An 18,601-nucleotide genomic window follows, 5' to 3' on the forward strand; every position below is an offset into this window, starting at 1 on the left:
GACACATCGCGTCCCCGGAACTGAACGCCCCGGCTCAGTCCGCCCGCACCAGCAGCTCGCCGACCTCGCAGTCGAGGGCTCGGCAGATCGCTGACAGGGTCGAGTACCGGATCGCACGGGCGCGGTCGTTCTTGAGGATCGACAGGTTCACAACCGAGACGCCGACGATCTCGGACAGACGGGTGAGCGTCATCCCCCGCGCGGCGAGCAGCTCGTCGAGCCGACAGTGGATGCCGGTGAGTTCGTCCTCCTCGGCGGGACTCACACGAGCCCCTCGGTGTCGCGCTGCAGGCGTGAGCCGTAGCGGAGGACCGCAGCCAGCACCGCGAAAGCCAGCCCGATGGCAATGGGCCAGAACGGGAAGGAGATCTGCAGGGTCGCAGAGGGCAGCCAGGCGTCGAACACGTTGTCGATACCGGGGAAGTCGCCCTCCCATCCGCCGCCCTTCGCGCCGAACAGTTGCATCGAGGCGATGCTGCCAGCGATGTCCCCCATGACCTGCGCCGCGACGCCACCCAGCGCGATGACGGCGCCGGTCGTGACCGCCATCTTCGCCACGACCGGAGTGAACGCCGCCCCCGAGAGGAGGCGCGAACAGGTGACCGCGACGAAGAGGGCCACGAATCCGGGGACGACCCACGTGATCGCCTGACTCACTGCCCACAGCACTCGTGTGGTGGCGTCGAGGCCCTCGACCGTCAGGGTCACCTCTGTGAAGCCGCCCGACACTCGACGAGCCGTATCCACGTCGAGGGTCACTGTGTCGGGCAGCTGCGGCCAGAACTCGCGAATGGGCATCGTGATGGCGACACCCGGAGCGAGCAGCCCGGTCAACAATGCGACCGCGGCCCCGATCACGGCGACCACTGCCCAGACGACTGCGACGACGCGGGTGACGCGAACCAGAGTCGTGGGGTCCTGTCCCGCCCGCTGCTTCTTCGCCGTCGCCAAAGCGAACGCGAGGATCGTCCCCACGATGAGGATGACGACGAGTACCGCCCCCGCGATCAGCATCCACCGCGCCACGTCACACCGGCCCTTCGGTGTCGCGCTCGCTCGCTGTATCGGTTCCCGTAGACATTCCTGTTCCCCCATAACGACATTCGTTGTTATCGAAAAACGTTATGCCCACGGATGCCGCGACCACAAGCCCCAGATCCGGTATGCCCACGGCGAACACGGGCATACCGGCATCCGCCCCTGGTTAGCCTCTACGTAAGACGCCGCCAGTGCGTCGAGTGGAGGTGGAGACGATGTTCGAGAGATTCACAGACCGTGCACGTCGTGTGGTGGTGCTCGCCCAAGAAGAGGCGAAGATGCTGAACCACAATTACATCGGCACGGAGCACATCCTCCTCGGCCTGATCCACGAGGGTGAAGGCGTCGCCGCCAAGGCCCTCGAGAGCCTCGGCATCTCGCTCGACGCCGTGCGCGAGCAGGTCCAGGACATCATCGGACAGGGGCAGCAGCAGCCGACGGGGCACATCCCGTTCACGCCGCGCGCCAAGAAGGTGCTCGAGCTGTCACTGCGCGAAGCGCTGCAGCTGGGCCACAACTACATCGGCACCGAGCACATCCTGCTCGGGCTCATCCGCGAGGGCGAGGGCGTCGCCGCGCAGGTGCTCGTCAAGCTCGGCGCCGACCTGAACAAGGTCCGCCAGCAGGTCATTCAGCTCCTCAGCGGCTACCAGGGCAAGGAGCCCGCGGGCGTCGCATCCGGCGCTGGCGAGCAGGCACAGGCCACGGCCCAGGGCGGCTCGGCCGTCCTCGACCAGTTCGGCCGCAACCTGACCCAGGCCGCGCGCGACAACAAGCTCGACCCCGTCATCGGGCGCGAGAAGGAGATCGAGCGCGTGATGCAGATCCTGTCGCGCCGCTCCAAGAACAACCCCGTCCTCATCGGCGAGCCCGGCGTCGGCAAGACCGCCGTCGTCGAAGGCCTCGCGCAGGCGATCGTCAAGGGCGAGGTGCCCGAGACGCTCAAGGACAAGCAGGTCTACTCGCTCGACCTCGGCTCGCTCATCGCCGGTTCCCGCTACCGCGGTGACTTCGAAGAGCGTCTGAAGAAGGTCACCAAGGAGATCCGCACGCGCGGCGACATCATCGTCTTCATCGACGAGATCCACACCCTCGTGGGTGCGGGTGCCGCCGAGGGCGCGATCGACGCGGCCAGCATCCTGAAGCCGCTGCTCGCCCGAGGCGAGCTGCAGACGATCGGTGCGACGACTCTCGACGAGTACCGCAAGCACTTCGAGAAGGATGCCGCGCTCGAGCGACGCTTCCAGCCGATCCAGGTGGCGGAGCCGAGCCTGCCCCACGCGATCAACATCCTGAAGGGCCTGCGCGACCGCTACGAGGCGCACCACAAGGTGCAGATCACCGACGGTGCCATCGTGGCCGCGGCGAACCTCTCCGACCGGTACGTCTCCGACCGCTTCCTGCCCGACAAGGCCATCGACCTGATCGACGAGGCCGGCGCCCGCCTGCGTCTGTCGATCCTGTCCAGCCCGCCGGAACTCCGCGAATTCGACGAGAAGATCGCGAAGGTCCGCGAGGACAAGGAAGCCGCCAGCGAGGAGCAGGACTTCGAGAAGGCCGCCTCTCTGCGCGACGAGGAGAAGTCGCTCCTGGCCGAGCGTCTGCGCCTCGAGAAGCAGTGGCGTTCGGGCGACGTCGCGACCCATGCGGTCGTCGACGAGGGTCTGATCGCCGAGGTCCTGGCTCAGGCCACCGGCATCCCGGTCTTCAAGCTCACCGAGGAGGAGACGAGCCGTCTCGTCTTCATGGAGAAGGCTCTGCACCAGCGCGTCATCGGTCAGGAGGAGGCCATCGCGGCCCTCTCCCGCACGATCCGCCGCCAGCGTGCCGGTCTCAAGGACCCGAACCGTCCGTCGGGCTCGTTCATCTTCGCCGGCCCCACGGGTGTCGGTAAGACCGAGCTGGCCAAGGCGCTCGCCGAGTTCCTCTTCGATGACGAGGGCGCGCTGATCTCCCTCGACATGTCGGAGTTCGGTGAGAAGCACACGGTCTCGCGACTGTTCGGTGCCCCTCCCGGGTTCGTCGGCTTCGAAGAGGGCGGCCAGCTCACCGAGAAGGTGCGCCGCAAGCCGTTCTCCGTGGTCCTCTTCGACGAGATCGAGAAGGCTCACCCCGACATCTTCAACTCGCTGCTGCAGATCCTCGAAGAGGGTCGCCTGACCGATGGTCAGGGCCGCGTCGTCGACTTCAAGAACACCGTCATCATCATGACGACGAACCTCGGTTCGTCGGCGATCGCCGGTGGTCCGGTCGGCTTCCAGGTCGAGGGCAACTCGCAGACGACCTACGAGCGGATGAAGGGCAAGGTCGACGAGGAGCTGAAGCGCCACTTCAAGCCCGAGTTCCTCAACCGCGTCGATGACGTCATCGTCTTCCCGCAGCTGAACAAGGCCGAACTGCGCCAGATCGTGACCCTGTTCACCAAGCGCCTCAGCGAGCGTCTGCTCGACCGCGACATGACGGTGGAGCTGTCGGATGCGGCGAAGGACCGCCTCATCGAGATCGGTTTCGACCCGACGCTGGGTGCCCGGCCGCTGCGCCGCGCCATGCAGCGCGAGATCGAGGATCAGCTCTCCGAGCGCATCCTCCGCGGCGAGCTGAACTCGGGCGACCACGTGAAGGTCGACCTCGAGAACAACAGCTTCGTCTTCGAGACGATGCGCCAGGAAGGCCGCGAGCCGGTCGGTGTCGGCGCCGCAGGTGAGATCACCGCGAGCCCGGACATCATCGCCGGGTCGTAAGCGACACGAACGACAGGGGTCGGATGCCGAGGGGCATCCGACCCCTGTCGTCGTTCAGGCGCGGCGCACCAGGAAGACGTCGACCTCGTCCTCGCTGTCGAAGACGAAGCCGTGCCGCTCATAGAGGCGGCGGGCCGGGCTCTGCTGTAGGACGTTGATGCGCCAGGGGAGGGGGTGGTCCTCGGTGAGGATCGCAGTCAGCACCTGCGTGCCGATGCCGGCGCCCTGCACGCGTTCGTCGAGGTAGAAGTGCTCGATCCAGGTGTCGTCCGAAGCGGGGCGGATGGCGATCGAACCGGCATCCGTCCCGTCGACCACGATCACGCGGGTGAGCGCGGGGTCGAACGCGTCGAGGAACCGCTGTCGCACCCGCTCGGGACTGAAGACGCCGAGGCGCTCGAGGTCGGGGCGCATGACGACCGCGCGGAGCTCCGCGATCCAGATGGCGTCGTCGGGCGTCGAGGGGCGGGTGGTCCAGCGCATCCGTCCATTCAACCGCGGTGGCCCGGCCCGCGCACGGGTAAGGATGGAGGGGTGACCGTCGCCGCATCCCTCTCCGTCCGCGTGGCCCGATTCGAGCGCGACGCAGATGCGGTCGCCGCGATGCTCGCGGACTACCACGCGCAGACCGAGGCGGAGAAGGCGGAGAACGGGCTCACCGAACCTGGTCCGCTGCCGGAGCGGTACGCGGCCGAGGCGCGCGATCCCGCGTCGGCGTTCGCCGGGGCCGAGGTTCTGGTCGCCGAGCGTGGCGCCGAGCTCATCGGGATGGCAGTGCTGCACCGCGCGGGTTCGGATGCCGAGATCAAGCGCCTGTGGGTCGGGCCCGCGGGTCGACGCTCCGGCGCCGGGTCGGCGTTGCTGACGGATGCCGCATCCCGCGCCCGCGCTGGCGGGGCGACAGGGCTCCGATTGTCGGTGTGGGACTGGCGAATCGGGGCGCTCGCTCTCTACGGGCGTCAGGGTTTCGAACCAGCTCCGTCGTGGGAGTCGCGCGAGCGACTCGTCTGCCTGCGCCGCGAGGTCTGAGCCGCCGTCGCCCGATGCAATGGATGCCGGGGGACACCCGGCATCCGGAGTCGGTTTCGAGGGGTGTCGCGCGCGATCTCTTGCATCCGCGCACGGCCAGAACGTGCGAACGGACCGGGTGCGCCCTCAGCAGCACCCGGCCCGTCCGGGTCTTTCAGGAGCGCGTGTCTCCGAACACGTCCTTCTCCATGGCGTCGTAGCCCTCGCTCTGCGGGTCGCCGTGGAGGCCGCCGGAGAGCGCGTACTCCTCTTCGGGCGAGAGGACGAGCCGCGTACGGCCGTAGACGGCGAAGCCGATGAAGATCACGACGTACACGATGATGATCGCGACGATCGCGAGCAAGTACGCCGGGTTGAACAGCAGCCCGACGAACACGATCGCGGCGATGATTCCGGCCGAGTAGGCACCGAACAGGCCCCACGGGCTCTTGTAGGGGCGGTTCGCGTTCGGGAACTTCTTGCGCAGGATGATGAACGACACCATCTGCAGGAAGTAGGCGAGCACCGCGCCCCACACGGCGATGTTCAGGACGATCGCGCCGGCCGGGCTGGTGTCGCCGCCGGCGGCCTGCAGGATGACGAGTGCGATGAAGCCGAGCACGGCGCCGAAGGTCAGCGCGACCCACGGGGTCTGACGCTTGCCGGTCAGCGAGAGCCAGCGCGGGTAGTAGCCGGCCCGCGACAGCGAGTACATGTTGCGCCCGTAGGCGAACATGATGCCCATCAGCGAGGCGAACAGTCCGATGAGGGCGAGCAGCGACAGGATGGCCGCCGCCTGGTCGGGCAGGAACGCCTGGAAGCCTTCGAGTAGCGGCTCAGTCGACGGGCCGGTCGCCTTCGCACCCAGCACGCCCGTGTTGATGAAGAGGACGATGAGGCCCGTCACGATGAGGGTGCCGCGCGCCCAGAGCCCGGCGCGGGGGATGTCGCGGGCCGGGTTGTGCGATTCCTCGGCCGCCAGTGGAAGCTCCTCGATGCCGAGGAAGAACCACATCGCGAAGGGCAGGGCGAGGAGGACGGCGCCGATGCCATGCGGCAGGAAGGTCGACGCTCCGAACGCTGCCGGATCGGCGGGGATGTCCCACAGGGCGTCCCAGCTGAACGCGCCGGAGGCGAGGGCCATCACACCGAAGACGACGATGATGCCGATCGAGATGATCGAGACGACGATCGCGAAGCCGAACGAGACGGCCGCGCCGGCCGCGTTCAGGCCGATGAAGAGCGCGTAGAGGATGACCCACCACAGCCACGGCGGCAGGCTCACACCGGTGAGCAGGTTCAGGGCTTTATCGGCGTAGGAGCCGGAGAAGTAGACGACGACGGCGGTGGTCGCGACGTACTCGATCGTCTCGGCGAGACCGGTTGCGAGCCCTCCCCAGGGCCCCATCGCCGAGCGCGAGAACGAGTAGGCGCCACCGGTGTGCGGCATGGCGGCCGCCATCTCGCCGATCGAGAAGGTGAGGCCGTAGTACATGAGCACGAGGATCGCGAAGGCGATCAGCATCCCGCCGAACCCGGCGAAGTCGATGCCGAAGTTCCAGCCCGAGAAATCACCCGAAATGACGGCGGCGACGGCGAGGCCCCAGAGCCCCCAGACTCCGGCCGACCTCTTCAGGGTCCGTTTCTCGAAGTAGCCCTCCTCGGCTCGTGCATAGCGGACACCGCCGGTGGCGGGGGGAGTGGTGCTCGGATTCGTCATGAGACCTCCTGGCTGCGGGTCGGCGCGGAGCGCGTCGTCGGGTCGGCGCGCTGGCTCACGCCTTGCGGAAGAGTGTGGCGTCTATTGGTATGCCATGTCTACCTTTGGCATGTAGCGTTCTCGTTACAGACCCACGACGATCCCCCACGCAGGACGACGGAAGGACGACCGATGCCCGGCAATCTGACGGTGAATGAGCTCGCGGATGCCATCGCGGCCGACGAGATCGACACGGTGATCGTCGCGTTCCCCGATGCCCAGGGACGCCTCGTCGGCAAGCGCGTGTCGGCCCGGTTCTGGCTCGACGAGGTCGCCGGCCACGGCGCCGAGGTCTGTGACTACCTCCTCTCGGTCGACGTCGACGTGAACACGATCGACGGGTACGCGATGTCGGGCTGGGACAAGGGCTACGGCGACCTCGTCCTCCGCCCCGACATGGCGACGCTTCGCCGCATCCCGTGGCAACCGGCCACCGCGCTCGTCATGGCCGAGCTCGACTACACGAGCGGCGACCCGGTCGCGCAGTCGCCCCGCGGCATCCTGAACGCGCAGCGTCAGCGCCTCGCCGACCGCGGCCTCGTCGCCTACTCGGGCACCGAGCTCGAGTTCATCGTGTTCGACGACTCGTTCCGGGATGCCTGGGCCAAGGGATACGTGGGACTGCAGGCCTCCACCGACTACAACGTCGACTACAACCTGCTCGCCACCACCCGGCTCGAGCCGTTGCTCCGCGACATCCGCCGGGGTATGGAGGGCGCCGGTCTCTACTGCGAAGGCGTCAAGGGCGAGTGTCACGACGGCCAGCAGGAGATCGCGTTCCGATTCGCGGAGGTCCTCGAGACCGCCGACCAGCACACGATCTACAAGAACGGGGCGAAGGAGATCGCCGACGCCCACGGCAAGTCGCTGACCTTCATGGCGAAGTTCGACCAGCGCGAGGGCAACAGCTGCCACATCCACCTCTCCGTCCGAAGCGACGACGGCACCCCCGTCATGGCCGGCGACCGCGAGCACGGCTTCAGCCCGCTGATGGAGCACTGGATCGCCGGCATCCTCGCGACGCTGAAGGAGTTCACGCTGCTCTACGCGCCCACGATCAACTCGTACAAGCGCTTCGCGAAGGGCTCGTTCGCCCCGACCGGCATCGCGTGGGGCGTCGACAACCGCACGTGCGCGCTGCGTGTCGTCGGCCAGGGACAGTCGCTGCGCGTCGAGAACCGCGTTCCCGGCGGCGACGTGAACCCGTACCTCGCGATCTCCGCGATCATCGCGGGAGGCCTCTACGGCGTCGAGAACGAGCTCGAGCTACCGCCGCCGCTGAAGGGCAACGCCTACGACTCCGACGTCGAGCACCTGCCGACGACCCTCCGCGAGGCGGCGGACCTCTTCGAGACGTCCGAGATCGCGCGCGCGGCGTTCGGCGATGACGTCGTGGCCCACTACCTGCACCAGGCGCGCGTCGAGGTCCTCGCCTACGACGCCGCCGTGACCGACTGGGAGCGCATCCGTGGCTTCGAACGTCTCTGATCCCGCGGGCGCCCGCCGCCCCGTCATCGGACTCACCACCTACCTCGAACGGGCGACGCAGGGCGTCTGGGACGTCCGTGCCAGCTTCCTCCCGCAGCAGTACTTCGACGCCGTGACCGCGTCGGGCGGCGTCGCCGTGCTCCTCCCGCCGCAGCCGGCCGCGCAGGCCGCGGCCTCCGTCGTGCTCGATGGTCTCGACGGGTTGATCCTGACCGGCGGGCTCGACGTGCAGCCCGAGCTCTACGGCGCGGCGCGGCATCCGCTCACCGACCCGGCCCGTGCGGACCGCGACGAGTGGGAGCTCGCCCTGCTGGCCGGTGCGCGGGAGCGCGGCATCCCGGTCTTCGGCATCTGTCGCGGTCTGCAGCTGATAAACGTCGCGTACGGTGGCACGCTGCACCAGCACCTGCCCGAGGCGCTCGGGACCGAACGGTACAAGATCGGCGGCGGCGTCTTCGCCGAGAACACCGTCGATGTGGATGCCTCGACGAAGCTCGCGGGCCTGATCGGCGCCGGTCCCTACGGCGTCCACAGCTACCACCACCAGGGCGTCGACCGTCTCGGTGAGGGACTCGTCGTGACCGCCCGCACCGACGACGGACTCGTGCAGGCGTTCGAGGCGCCGGGTGACGACTACCTCGTCGCGGTGCAGTGGCACCCCGAGGAGAACTCCGCCGACCGCCGCCTTTTCCTCGGGCTCGTCGCCGCAGCCGACGCCTACGCCGTCTCGCACCGGGGGGTCTCCGCATGAGCGTCTTCACCGTCCTCAACCCCGCCACCGGCGCCGCCCTCCGTGACGTCGAGCTCGCGTCGATCGACGAGACGGATGCCGCGATCGCCCGCGCCGTCCGTGCGCAGCGCACCTGGGCTCAGCTCGCTCCCGTCGCCCGGGCCGACGCGCTCCGCCGCTTCGCGCGCGTCGTCGAGGACCACGTCGAGGAGCTCGCCCAGCTCGAGGTGCTCGAGGCGGGGCATCCGATCTCGTCCGCCCGGTGGGAGGCATCCCACGTCGCGCAGGTGCTGAACTACTACGCCGGTGCACCGGAACGCCTGATCGGGAGTCAGATCCCCGTCGCGGGCGGACTCGACGTCACCTACCACGAGCCGTACGGCGTGGTCGGGGTCATCGTGCCGTGGAACTTCCCCATGACGATCGCCGCGTGGGGCTTCGCGCCCGCGCTCGCCGCCGGCAACTCCGTCGTGCTGAAGCCCGCCGAGATGACCCCGCTGACCGCGATGCGGCTCGGCGACCTCGCTCTCGAGGCGGGCCTTCCCGACGGCGTCTTCACCGTCATCCCCGGCGCCGGACCCGTCGTCGGCGAGCGGTTCGTGACGCATCCCGATGTCCGCAAGGTCGTCTTCACCGGGTCGACCCGCGTTGGCACCGAGGTCGCTGCGGGGTGCGCACGCGAGCTGAAGCCCGTGACGCTCGAGCTCGGCGGCAAGAGCGCCAACATCGTGTTCGCCGACGCCGATCTCGAGGCGGCCGCCGCGGCCGTCCCCGGCTCGGTCTTCGACAACGCGGGCCAGGACTGTTGCGCCCGCAGCCGACTGCTCGTCGAGCGCTCGGTGTTCGACCGGTTCCTCGAACTCGTCGAGCCCGCGGTCTCCGCGTGGCGCGTGGGCGACCCGAACGACGAGACGACCGAGATGGGACCGCTGATCTCCGCGGGCCAGCGCGACCGGGTCGCCTCTCACGTCGACGGGGCGAACGTCGCGTTCCGCGGATCGGCGCCCGAGGGCGAGGGGTTCTGGTTCGCGCCGACCGTCGTGCTCGCCGACCGCGGCGACCGTATCGCGAAGGAAGAGGTCTTCGGACCCGTCGTCGCGGTGCTGCCGTTCGACGACGAGGCCGACGCGATCGCGCTCGCCAACGACACCGTCTACGGGCTCGCCGGATCGATCTGGACGCGCGACCTGGGCCGCGGCATCCGAGTGTCCCGCGGCGTGCAGAGCGGTGTGCTGTCGGTCAACTCGCACTCGTCGGTCCGCTACACGACCCCCTTCGGCGGCATGAAGGCCTCGGGACTCGGGCGTGAGCTCGGCCCCGACGCCGCCGAGCACTTCACCCAGACCAAGAACGTCTTCTACGCCACCTCCTGACCCGGAAGGACCCCCATGGACCTCACCCAGCGCCTCCGCGACCGCGTCGCCATCATCACCGGCGGTGCCAGCGGCATCGGCCTCGCGACCGCGCGCCGGTTCGCCGCCGAAGGAGCCCGCGTCGTCATCGCGGACCTCGATCCAGAGACAGGTCAGAAGGCCGCCGACGAGGTGGGCGGTGTCTTCCGCCAGGTCAACGTCGCAGACCAGGCATCCGTCGACGCGCTCTTCGACGGTGTCGCCGTCGACCTGGGCTCGGTCGACATCGCCTTCAACAACGCCGGCATCTCGCCCGCCGACGACGACTCGATCGAGACGACCGAGCTGCCCGCGTGGGACAAGGTGCAGGACGTCAACCTGAAGAGCGTCTACCTCTGCTCGCGCGCCGCGCTCCGCCACATGGTGCCGGCGGGCAAGGGCTCGATCATCAATACGGCGTCGTTCGTCGCGCTCCTGGGCTCGGCCACGTCGCAGATCTCGTACACCGCCTCGAAGGGCGGCGTCCTCGCGATGACCCGCGAGCTCGGCGTGCAGTTCGCCCGGCAGGGCATCCGCGTCAACGCGCTCTGCCCGGGACCGGTGAACACGCCGCTTCTTCAGGAGCTGTTCGCGAAGGACCCCGAGCGCGCGCAGCGCCGCCTCGTGCACGTGCCGATGGGCCGCTTCGCCGAGCCCGAGGAGCTGGCGGCCGCGGTCGCGTTCCTCGCCTCGGACGACTCCTCGTTCATCACCGCGAACGCGTTCGTCGTCGACGGCGGCATCACCAACGCCTACGTGACGCCGCTGTGACCCGCGCCGCGTCGTCGCCGGATCTCGGCCGCACCGTCTACCGACCGGTGCGCGGCGGCAACGCGCTCGAAGACACCGTCGCGCGGCTGGTGCAGACCGTGCGGCTCGGCGTGGTCGCGCCGGGGGAGTCCCTGCCCTCGGAGCGCGACCTCGCCGAGCGGTACGGCGTGAGCCGAGACACCGTGCGCCAGGCGATCGGCGAGCTCGCCGACGCGGGCTACGTCGTCCGGCGCCGCGGCCGGTACGGCGGGACGTTCGTCGCCGACCCGCTGCCGGTGCACGCGGGTCCTATCGATGCCGCCGAGCTCGAGGACATCCTGGGCCTCCGGCGCGTACTCGAAGCGGGAGCCGCCCGCGCCGCGGCATCGAGGGAGTTGGCAGATGCCGTCCGCGCCGCCCTCGCGGAACGCCACCAGGCGACCGTAGGGGCCGCCGAGGGGGAGTATCGGCGGCTCGACTCGTTGCTGCACGTCGCGATCGCGGAAGCCAGCGGCATCCCGTCGCTCCTTCCCCTCGTCGTCGAGAACCGGGCCCGCATCAACGCCTGGCTCGATACGTTCCCGCTGCTGCCGCGCAATATCGAGCACTCCGACGCGCAGCACGACCGGATCGTCGCCGCGATCCTCGCCGGCAAACCTGATGCCGCCGAAGCCGCCGTGCTCGACCACCTCGCTGGCTCGGAAGCCCTGCTGCGAGGCTTCCTCGGCTGACGGTGCCGGGCGCCGGTGGCCTGGCGGCGCCGGTAACGGATGCAAGGGATGCCGGGCGGCACGCGGCATCCAAGGCTCTGTGACCGGCGTGTCGGCTCGGATCCCTTGCGCCCGCGACCGCGAATCAGTCGAGCGGTGCGACGTCGACCTGCACACGAAGGGTCGAGGTCTTCGCTTCGGTGAAGATGATCCCGGTCACGGGTGAGACGTCGCCGTAGTCGCGGCCCCACGCGACGGTGACGTACCGGTCGTTCGCCCACTGGTTGTTCGTCGGATCGATCGCGAGCCACTGGTCGGTCCCGGGCAGCCACACCGCGAGCCACGCGTGCGAGGCATCAGCCCCGAACACGCGCTCCTTACCGGGCGGCGGCTGCGTCGCGAGGTACCCCGACACGTACCGGGCCGCGACCCCGTGACCGCGGAGGCACGCGAGGGCGACGTGCGCGAAGTCCTGGCAGACGCCGGCGCGCTTCGTCATCGCGTCGCCGACCGTGCTCGTCACCGTCGTCGCCGTCTTGTCGTAATCGAAGTCGCGGAAGATCCGCTGCATCAGATCGGTCGCTGCCTCGCCGACCGGCCGGCCTGGCGTGAGCGACTCGGCGCCGTAGGCGATCGCCGCCGCATCGTGGGCGACCCGCGCAGATTCGAGCGCGTACTCGGTGGCTTCGACGGCGCCCTCGATGTCGGGATGCCGCAGCGGCCGCGCGAGCTCCCACGGCTGCGCGAGCGCCCCGGCGTCGTACTCGGGAGCTGCCACCGTCACTTCGCTCGTCGCTTCGATCGTCAGCGCTTCATGCGGATCGGTCACATGGAAGTACGTCGACGAGTTGCCGAACCAGTCGGTGCGCGGCGAGAGGTCCCCCGGCACGGGATCGACCGTCACCCCGGAGTCCGCGATCCGCTGCCACGGCAGCTCGCGCGGTCGCAAGTGGAATTGGCCGATGCTGTCCTGCACGGCGTCGCTGTAGGTGTAGGCGGTGCGGTGCCACACGCGGTAGCGCATCATGCCCGCGCGCCCATCAGCTCGACGAGCGACAGCTCGGTCATCGACACCGCGGGCGGACCGGCCTCGAAGTGCAGGTCGCCGATCGCGTCCGACAGCTGCTCGAGCTGCGCCCGCACGCCCTCGAGGCCCTCGACGAGCCGCTCGCGGCGACCCCCGACGACCGCGGTCATCTCGAGCACCTCGATCTCGGCGAGCTCGGTCTCGAGCTGGTCGAGCAGGCGCTCGGCGCGCGACGATCCGGTCGAAGCGGGCATCGCGGCCAGGTGGCCACGCAGCGTCTGCAGCGAGAAAGCCAGCGAACGCGGGTTGCCGCGGTCGAGCAGCAGCAGCTCGGCGACGTCCGCCGCGCGCATGGCCCCGCGGTAGCGCCGACGGTGCGTGACGACACTCTCGGCAGACAACAGCAGCGACTCGAGAACCTCGCGGTCGGTGCGGGGACCGCGGCTCGCGGAGAGCGCCGACGACAGCAGGGCGGTCAGCTGCAATCCGCGCTCGAGGTAGCGACCCGCTTCCATCATGTGCCAGCCGGGGTCGCGGATCATGTTCGCCGTCACGCCGTAGAGCGACAGCATCGAGGCGAGCATGCGCCCGGCCGACTCGGCCGTGCGGTGCGGTCGCGGTGCGCTCCGGAGTGCTCGCACGGCCCGCTCGATGTTCGCGAACACGCGCCAGGTGTCGCCCGACAGCTGGTCGCGCACACCCTCCATCGCGTCGCGGAGGCGGGCGATCGAGTGCGCCGCGGATCCGGGGCGCGCCGCATCCAGCAGCAGCGATCGGAACTCCTGCTCGGGATCCGTCGCCCGCGTACCGGCCAGAGAATGGAGCGCCGCGAGCAGCACACGCACGCTCTCACCCGCACTGGTCGCCCGGTGCGCTCCCGGCTGGTCGAGCGCCGCTTGCGTCGCGATCACGAGGCGCAGCAGGTCCTCGGCGCGTTCGGCGTATCTGCCGGTCCAGAAGAGGTCCGACAGGGCGCGCGGCGCGAGGGTCGGGTCGCTCCGGGTCGTGGGGAGGGTCGCCACGTCGACGATCCCCTGGTCCGCCTCGGCCTCGTCGGATTTCAGGACCCACACGTCCTTCGTTCGCGGTGCACCGTCCTGCGCGCTCCGCACCGTGGCGAGACCGCCCACGAGCGGCCGGTAGGTCGACCCGAAGCGGATCGCGAAGCCCCGCAGCGTGACGGGCAGAGCGGATGCCGCGCCCCCGGCATCCCACACGGGAACCTGCGAGAGGGGCAGCTGCTCGACGGCGGCGAACCGGTGCGGCTCGCGGTCGACGCGGGCGAGCAGCTCGGCGTCAGCGGTGCCGAGGCGGCGGCGAGGGTCGTCGATGTGCCGCACCTCGAGAGTCGGGTCACCGGCGCTCAGTCGCGGGAGCACCTCCGCGCGCGAGTCGGGGTCGCCGAGCCACCACGACGGCACGGACGGCAGTCGCAGCTGCTCGCCGAGGAGCCGCTCGCAGACGGCGGGCAGGTAGGGGAGGAGCGCGGGGTTCTCGAGCACGCCGGCGCCCAGGCCGTTCACGACGCGCACGCGGCCACGTCGGACCGCTTCGGCGAGGCCCGCGACGCCGAGCCGAGATCCCGAGCGCAGTTCCAGCGGGTCGCACCACTCGGCGTCCACTCGGCGGAGGATGACATCGACGCGCTCGCGTGGAGCGCGCTGCGGCCAGCCGGCGGGTTTCATCCAGACCGCACCGTCACGGACGACGAGGTCGCTGCCCTGCACGAGCGGGAATCCCAGTGCGTTGGCGATGAACGCCTGATCGAACGCCGTCTCGGACAGCGGGCCGGGGGAGAGGACGACGATGCGCGGCGCACTCGCTCCCTCGGGGGCCGCCGCGATCAGGGCAGCGCGGAGCGCGGCGAAGTAGGGGTCCATGCGGTGCAGCGTGCCCTCGTCGAGGAGGTCGGGCAGCACCTGCGAGATGACGCGACGGTTCTCGGCCGCGTACCCCAGGCCCGAGGGTGCCTGCACGCGGTCGGCGAGCACATGCCATTCCCCGGCCGCATCGCGGCCCAGGTCGGTCGCCGAGAGCAGTAGATCGGGCGGCAGGCTGTCGCCCGCGGGGCGCGCCATCGCGCGCACGAATCCCGCGTGACCGAGGATGACGGCGGCCGGCACGATCCGCTCGCGAAGGACGACCTGCGGGCCGTACAGGTCGGCGAGCAGGGCGTTCAGCAGTTCGGCGCGCTGCGCGAGTCCGACGTCGAGGCGAGCCCATCCCGCGGCATCCAGGACGAACGGCATCGGGTCGAGCTGCCACGGCTGCAGGTCGTCGCCCGCGCGCGCGTACGAGACGCCGTCGTCGGCGAGGAAGCGGGCGATCTCGCCGTCGACGCGCTCGAGCTCGTCGCGGGTCAGACCGAGGGCGAGTGAGGCGAGTCCCTGCCAGGCGGGGCGGAGGGTGCCGTCGGGGTCGACGACCTCGTCGTAGCGCGGCGCCGTCGACGAAAACGACAGCGTCGGTTGCGACACGGCCGCGGCATAGTCACGGAGCACACTCACGGGGTCACCTTCCTTCGTCCAGCGTAGGGGTAGGCGACGGCCGATCCGCGCGAGTAGCGGGGTGCAGGGCGAATACAGTGGAACGCATGACGGGACCGGACGCCACCTTCACCGTGCGGCGCGCGAAGACCTCCGACGTTCCCCGCATCCAGGAACTCCTCGAGCCGTGGGTGCAGCGTCGCATCCTCCTCGGCAAGGAACGTGTCACCCTCTACGAGACCGTGCAGGAGTTCGTCGTCGCCGAAGCGGGGGAGCGCCTCGTCGGGTGCGGCGCGCTCCATGTCATGTGGGAGGACCTCGGCGAGATCCGCACGCTCATCGTCGCCGACGACTGGCTGCACCGCGGCGTCGGTGGCGCCGTCGTCGATCTGCTCGAGCAGAACGCGCGGGAGCTGGGGCTCAGCCGCCTCTTCTGCCTCACGTTCGAGGTGCCGTTCTTCTCCCGCCGCGGGTTCGCCGAGATCGGCGAGCAGGTCGTCGACCCCGACGTCTACTCGCAGCTGCTCCGCAGCGCCGACGAGGGCGTCGCCGAGTTCCTCGACCTCGCGCACGTGAAGCCCAACACTCTGGGGAACACCCGCATGCTGAAGCAGTTGTAGGCGCGCCGGGCGGGCGAGCGTGGAGCCCGCGCTTACCCTGGACGCGTGAGCAGCCAGAGCCCCCGCCGTCGGCCGTCGCCGGCTGTCTATCGACGCCGTCGGCTCGCCGTGCTGCTCCTCGCCCTCCTCGTCGTCGGCGGCATCGTCGCCCTCGTCGTCTGGCAGCCCTGGCGGGCGATGACGGATGCCACGTCGCAGCCCGCGGGCGGATCCCCGGCATCCGCGAGCCCCGCTCCGACCTCGTCGGTATCGCCGTCGGCAGCGCCGAGCGAAGCCCCGACGCCCTCGGCGACGCCGACCCCCCGGGTGACGTCGTCGGCCGACGGTGACGGCGGCGCGTCGGATGACAACGACATCGCGGCGTGTACGACCGGCGACGTGACGGTGACCGCCACCACGGACAAGAGCTCCTACGGCACGGGTGAGTTGCCGAACCTCTCCATCACGCTCGTCAACGACACCGACTCGCCGTGTCTCATCAACGTCGGCACTGCTGCCCAGACGTTCGAGGTCACCAGCGGAAGCGACACCTGGTGGCGCTCGACCGACTGCCAGACGAAGCCGAGCGACCAGATCGTCACGCTCGACGCGGGGAAGACCGTGAAGAGCGCCGCCCCGATCGTCTGGGACCGCACGCGCTCCTCGGTCGACACCTGTGACGGCGACCGTCAGAAGGCCCTTCCTGGCTGGTACAACCTGTCGGTGACGATCGGAGGAATAGGCTCCGCGGAGCCCGCGTCTTTCACGTTGCGCTGAAAATCACCGCCGCGTTCAGCGCATTCTGAGAACTTTCTCATCCGACATCGCGCCTGCGGGGGTGTCCCGCGGGATCCCTCTGTGCGTACCCTGGGGTCAGCTCCCGGCGGTCAACCGCCGTTGTTCCCCAGCAACGGAATCCCGCCACCCCCCCCAAGAAGTGGGATTTCGGTTCCCCCGGCTGCCGGTGAGTGATGGGCCCTCTCGACTTCTCCAGTCCCCAATGGGGAGTTCGAGAGGGCCCCCTTATGTTCCGGGACCGCAGGATCGGTACGCCCCCGCATCCGGCCTAGGCTGGGGGGATGGCCGGGAAGAAGCGCGAGAAGCAGCCGCTCGAGTTCCGCAACACCGCACTCGCGGACGCGCTGCAGACGCAGGACATGGCAGCCCTCGCGTTCGCGCTGCGACACGGGCCGACCGTCGTGCCGCTCCTCCGTCCCGGCGCGAGGGATGACCCCCGCGACTCGGGAGAGGTCTGGACCTACCGTGACCCCGCCACCGGCGACGTCGCACTGCTGCTGTTCAGCGACGCGGCCAACAAGCCCGCCACATTGCCGCCGGGCGTCGGTCTGCAGTCACCGGGCTGGCTGCGGGCGTTCCTCGGCACGTATGGCGAGGAGATCACCACGGTGTTCTTCGACATCGCCGGGCCGCATGCCATGCAGGCGTCGCCGGCCGATCTCATCGCCGCGCTCGACGCCTGAGTGCACCTGGCTCAGAAGTCGGGACGGTCGTCGTGCCGCGGGGTGTGGTGCCGTGCCCGCTGATTCAGGGCGTCCCGCAGCGTGCCGGCGCTCGCATCGATGACGGCCTTGTAGCCCAGTCGAGCGGCTTCGGATCGACGCTGGTCGTGCTGCGTGACCTTGCGGATCTCGCCTGACAGGCTCAACTCGCCGATCGCGGCGAACTTCGTCGGGTTCGGGCGTTCGGTCGCCGCGCTGGCGCTGGCGATGGCGAGGGCGATGGCCAGGTCGGCAGCGGGCTCGGTGAGGCGCACCCCGCCGACAGTAGAGACGTAGACGTCTTGGTCGGACAGCTTGATCCCGGCGCGCTTCTCGAGCACGGCGAGCACCATCGCAACGCGCGCGCTGTCGACTCCGCTCACGATCCGGCGGGGGTTCGGAGCCGTCGTGTGCAGTGTCAGCGCCTGCACCTCGACGGGCAGCGCCCGCCGGCCCTCGAGGGCGACCGTCACGCAGGTACCGGGTTCGCTCGGCCGCGTGCTGAGGAAGAGGGTGCTGGGATCGGGGACCTCGGCTATGCCGTCACCGGCCATGTCGAAGCAGCCGACCTCATCGGTCGCGCCGAATCGGTTCTTGAGCGCGCGTACGAAGCGGAGCGACGTCTGGCGATCGCCTTCGAAGTGGCAGACGACGTCGACGAGGTGCTCGAGGATGCGCGGGCCGGCGACCTGACCGTCTTTCGTGACGTGCCCGACGAGTACGACCGGCAGGTCGCGTTCCTTGGCGATACGGATGAGGGTGGATGCCACCTCCCGCACCTGACTCGGCTGCCCGGCGGCCCCGTCGATGAGCCCTGAGGAGACCGTCTGCACGGAGTCGACGATGAGGAGGTCGGGGCGCACTTCGTCGACGTGACCGAGCGTCGTCGCGAGGTCGGTCTCGCTCGCGAGGTAGAGCTCGTCGTGCAGCGCTCCGGTTCGCTCAGCGCGGAGGCGCACCTGGCCGAGGGATTCCTCGGCGCTGACGTAGAGGACGCGGCGCCCCGATCGTGCGCTCTGCGCCGCGACCTCGAGCAGCAGCGTGGATTTGCCGACGCCCGGTTCGCCCGAGAGCAGGATCGCCGCCCCCGGGACGATGCCGCCGCCGAGCACGCGGTCGAACTCGCCGACGCCGGTCGAGCGGCGCGGCGTCTCGCGCGTGTCGATCTGCGTGATCGGGCGCGCGCTCCGCGTGGGAGTGATCGGCGTGATCGATGCGGTGATCCCGGTCGCTGTGCCGGCCTCGACGACGGTGCCCCACTGCTGGCACTCGCCGCAACGGCCGACCCACTTCGCGGTCGTCCACCCGCACTCGGTGCAGCGGAAGGCCGCAGTGGGGGCGGGTCGTCGTGATGCCATGCCCTCAGGCTAATCGC

The 18,601-nt window shown here is 69.8% G+C and carries 17 protein-coding genes; 10 read left to right on the forward strand and 7 right to left on the reverse strand.

What is annotated here, in order from left to right; genetic code table 11:
- Window positions 1-34 precede the first annotated feature (34 nt).
- A complete protein-coding gene (locus MO1_RS00875) occupies window positions 35-265 on the reverse strand; it encodes a helix-turn-helix domain-containing protein (protein ID WP_036310673.1) in 231 nt (76 codons plus the stop codon).
- Entirely contained in the window at window positions 262-1,014 is a 753-nt protein-coding gene (locus MO1_RS00880; RefSeq protein ID WP_060914950.1) for a hypothetical protein, read from the reverse strand. The genes MO1_RS00875 and MO1_RS00880 overlap by 4 nt, the downstream gene beginning before the upstream one ends.
- 239 nt (window positions 1,015-1,253) lie before the next feature.
- Here MO1_RS00880 and MO1_RS00885 point away from each other — a divergent pair, with 239 nt between their 5' ends.
- Window positions 1,254-3,779 carry an ATP-dependent Clp protease ATP-binding subunit gene (locus tag MO1_RS00885; RefSeq protein WP_036310743.1) on the forward strand — a complete coding sequence of 842 codons (2,526 nt, stop codon included), beginning with the start codon at window positions 1,254-1,256 and terminating at the stop codon, window positions 3,777-3,779.
- A gap of 54 nt (window positions 3,780-3,833) precedes the next feature.
- Here the strand turns inward: MO1_RS00885 and MO1_RS00890 are convergent, their stop codons facing one another.
- On the reverse strand, window positions 3,834-4,262 hold the full coding sequence (locus tag MO1_RS00890; RefSeq protein ID WP_060914951.1) for a GNAT family N-acetyltransferase: 429 nt from the start codon (window positions 4,260-4,262) through the stop codon (window positions 3,834-3,836).
- Between the two features lie 51 nt (window positions 4,263-4,313).
- On the opposite strand from MO1_RS00890, the gene MO1_RS00895 reads away from it, so the two are divergent.
- Window positions 4,314-4,808: a GNAT family N-acetyltransferase gene (locus MO1_RS00895; protein WP_244604309.1), complete on the forward strand. Its 495-nt coding sequence runs from the start codon at window positions 4,314-4,316 to the stop codon at window positions 4,806-4,808.
- Between the two features lie 154 nt (window positions 4,809-4,962).
- Here MO1_RS00895 and MO1_RS00900 read toward each other — a convergent pair whose 3' ends face one another.
- On the reverse strand, window positions 4,963-6,507 hold the full coding sequence (locus MO1_RS00900; RefSeq protein ID WP_060914952.1) for an amino acid permease: 1,545 nt from the start codon (window positions 6,505-6,507) through the stop codon (window positions 4,963-4,965).
- A gap of 171 nt (window positions 6,508-6,678) precedes the next feature.
- Here MO1_RS00900 and MO1_RS00905 point away from each other — a divergent pair, with 171 nt between their 5' ends.
- The 5 genes from MO1_RS00905 to MO1_RS00925 are packed head-to-tail and all read left to right on the forward strand — an operon-like array spanning window position 6,679 to window position 11,636.
- Window positions 6,679-8,034 (forward strand): glutamine synthetase family protein, encoded by a 1,356-nt coding sequence (locus tag MO1_RS00905; RefSeq protein ID WP_060914953.1) that lies wholly within the window; start codon window positions 6,679-6,681, stop codon window positions 8,032-8,034.
- Window positions 8,015-8,785, forward strand: a complete 771-nt coding sequence (locus MO1_RS00910; RefSeq protein ID WP_036310665.1) for a gamma-glutamyl-gamma-aminobutyrate hydrolase family protein — start codon at window positions 8,015-8,017, stop codon at window positions 8,783-8,785. Before MO1_RS00905 ends, MO1_RS00910 begins: the two co-directional genes overlap by 20 nt.
- Entirely contained in the window at window positions 8,782-10,137 is a 1,356-nt protein-coding gene (locus tag MO1_RS00915; protein ID WP_060914954.1) for an aldehyde dehydrogenase family protein, read from the forward strand. Before MO1_RS00910 ends, MO1_RS00915 begins: the two co-directional genes overlap by 4 nt.
- Before the next feature lie 15 nt (window positions 10,138-10,152).
- Window positions 10,153-10,926: a 3-oxoacyl-ACP reductase gene (locus MO1_RS00920; protein WP_036310663.1), complete on the forward strand. Its 774-nt coding sequence runs from the start codon at window positions 10,153-10,155 to the stop codon at window positions 10,924-10,926.
- Entirely contained in the window at window positions 10,923-11,636 is a 714-nt protein-coding gene (locus MO1_RS00925; RefSeq protein ID WP_036310662.1) for a FadR/GntR family transcriptional regulator, read from the forward strand. The genes MO1_RS00920 and MO1_RS00925 overlap by 4 nt, the downstream gene beginning before the upstream one ends.
- 124 nt (window positions 11,637-11,760) lie before the next feature.
- Here MO1_RS00925 and MO1_RS00930 read toward each other — a convergent pair whose 3' ends face one another.
- Window positions 11,761-12,642 carry a transglutaminase family protein gene (locus tag MO1_RS00930; RefSeq protein WP_060914955.1) on the reverse strand — a complete coding sequence of 294 codons (882 nt, stop codon included), beginning with the start codon at window positions 12,640-12,642 and terminating at the stop codon, window positions 11,761-11,763.
- Window positions 12,639-15,149 (reverse strand): circularly permuted type 2 ATP-grasp protein, encoded by a 2,511-nt coding sequence (locus MO1_RS00935; protein ID WP_036310660.1) that lies wholly within the window; start codon window positions 15,147-15,149, stop codon window positions 12,639-12,641. Before MO1_RS00935 ends, MO1_RS00930 begins: the two co-directional genes overlap by 4 nt.
- A gap of 86 nt (window positions 15,150-15,235) precedes the next feature.
- Here MO1_RS00935 and MO1_RS00940 point away from each other — a divergent pair, with 86 nt between their 5' ends.
- From MO1_RS00940 to MO1_RS00950, 3 genes are all read left to right on the forward strand, one after another.
- A complete protein-coding gene (locus MO1_RS00940; protein WP_036310659.1) occupies window positions 15,236-15,748 on the forward strand; it encodes an amino-acid N-acetyltransferase in 513 nt (170 codons plus the stop codon).
- 45 nt (window positions 15,749-15,793) lie between these two features.
- Window positions 15,794-16,504: a hypothetical protein gene (locus MO1_RS00945; RefSeq protein WP_255209196.1), complete on the forward strand. Its 711-nt coding sequence runs from the start codon at window positions 15,794-15,796 to the stop codon at window positions 16,502-16,504.
- Window positions 16,505-16,806: 302 nt separating this feature from the next.
- Entirely contained in the window at window positions 16,807-17,208 is a 402-nt protein-coding gene (locus MO1_RS00950; protein WP_036310656.1) for a hypothetical protein, read from the forward strand.
- An 11-nt stretch (window positions 17,209-17,219) separates the two neighbouring features.
- Here the strand turns inward: MO1_RS00950 and radA are convergent, their stop codons facing one another.
- Complete coding sequence (gene radA, locus MO1_RS00955) at window positions 17,220-18,584, reverse strand: DNA repair protein RadA (RefSeq protein ID WP_060914957.1); 1,365 nt, start codon at window positions 18,582-18,584, stop codon at window positions 17,220-17,222.
- Window positions 18,585-18,601 lie beyond the last annotated feature (17 nt).

Source organism: Microbacterium oleivorans NBRC 103075, assembly GCF_001552475.1.
GTDB classification, from domain to species: domain Bacteria; phylum Actinomycetota; class Actinomycetes; order Actinomycetales; family Microbacteriaceae; genus Microbacterium; species Microbacterium oleivorans.

Bases quoted from the DNA above. Each gene is read 5' to 3' on its own strand.
- MO1_RS00880 (WP_060914950.1), bottom strand. From the start codon at position 1,014: ATGCTGATCGCGGGGGCGGTACTCGTCGTCATCCTCATCGTGGGGACG.
- MO1_RS00885 (WP_036310743.1), top strand. From the start codon at position 1,254: ATGTTCGAGAGATTCACAGACCGTGCACGTCGTGTGGTGGTGCTCGCC.
- MO1_RS00905 (WP_060914953.1), top strand. From the start codon at position 6,679: ATGCCCGGCAATCTGACGGTGAATGAGCTCGCGGATGCCATCGCGGCC.
- radA (WP_060914957.1), bottom strand. From the start codon at position 18,584: ATGGCATCACGACGACCCGCCCCCACTGCGGCCTTCCGCTGCACCGAG.
- MO1_RS00900 (WP_060914952.1), bottom strand. From the start codon at position 6,507: ATGACGAATCCGAGCACCACTCCCCCCGCCACCGGCGGTGTCCGCTAT.
- MO1_RS00920 (WP_036310663.1), top strand. From the start codon at position 10,153: ATGGACCTCACCCAGCGCCTCCGCGACCGCGTCGCCATCATCACCGGC.
- MO1_RS00915 (WP_060914954.1), top strand. From the start codon at position 8,782: ATGAGCGTCTTCACCGTCCTCAACCCCGCCACCGGCGCCGCCCTCCGT.
- MO1_RS00950 (WP_036310656.1), top strand. From the start codon at position 16,807: ATGGCCGGGAAGAAGCGCGAGAAGCAGCCGCTCGAGTTCCGCAACACC.
- MO1_RS00890 (WP_060914951.1), bottom strand. From the start codon at position 4,262: ATGCGCTGGACCACCCGCCCCTCGACGCCCGACGACGCCATCTGGATC.
- MO1_RS00930 (WP_060914955.1), bottom strand. From the start codon at position 12,642: ATGATGCGCTACCGCGTGTGGCACCGCACCGCCTACACCTACAGCGAC.
- MO1_RS00940 (WP_036310659.1), top strand. From the start codon at position 15,236: ATGACGGGACCGGACGCCACCTTCACCGTGCGGCGCGCGAAGACCTCC.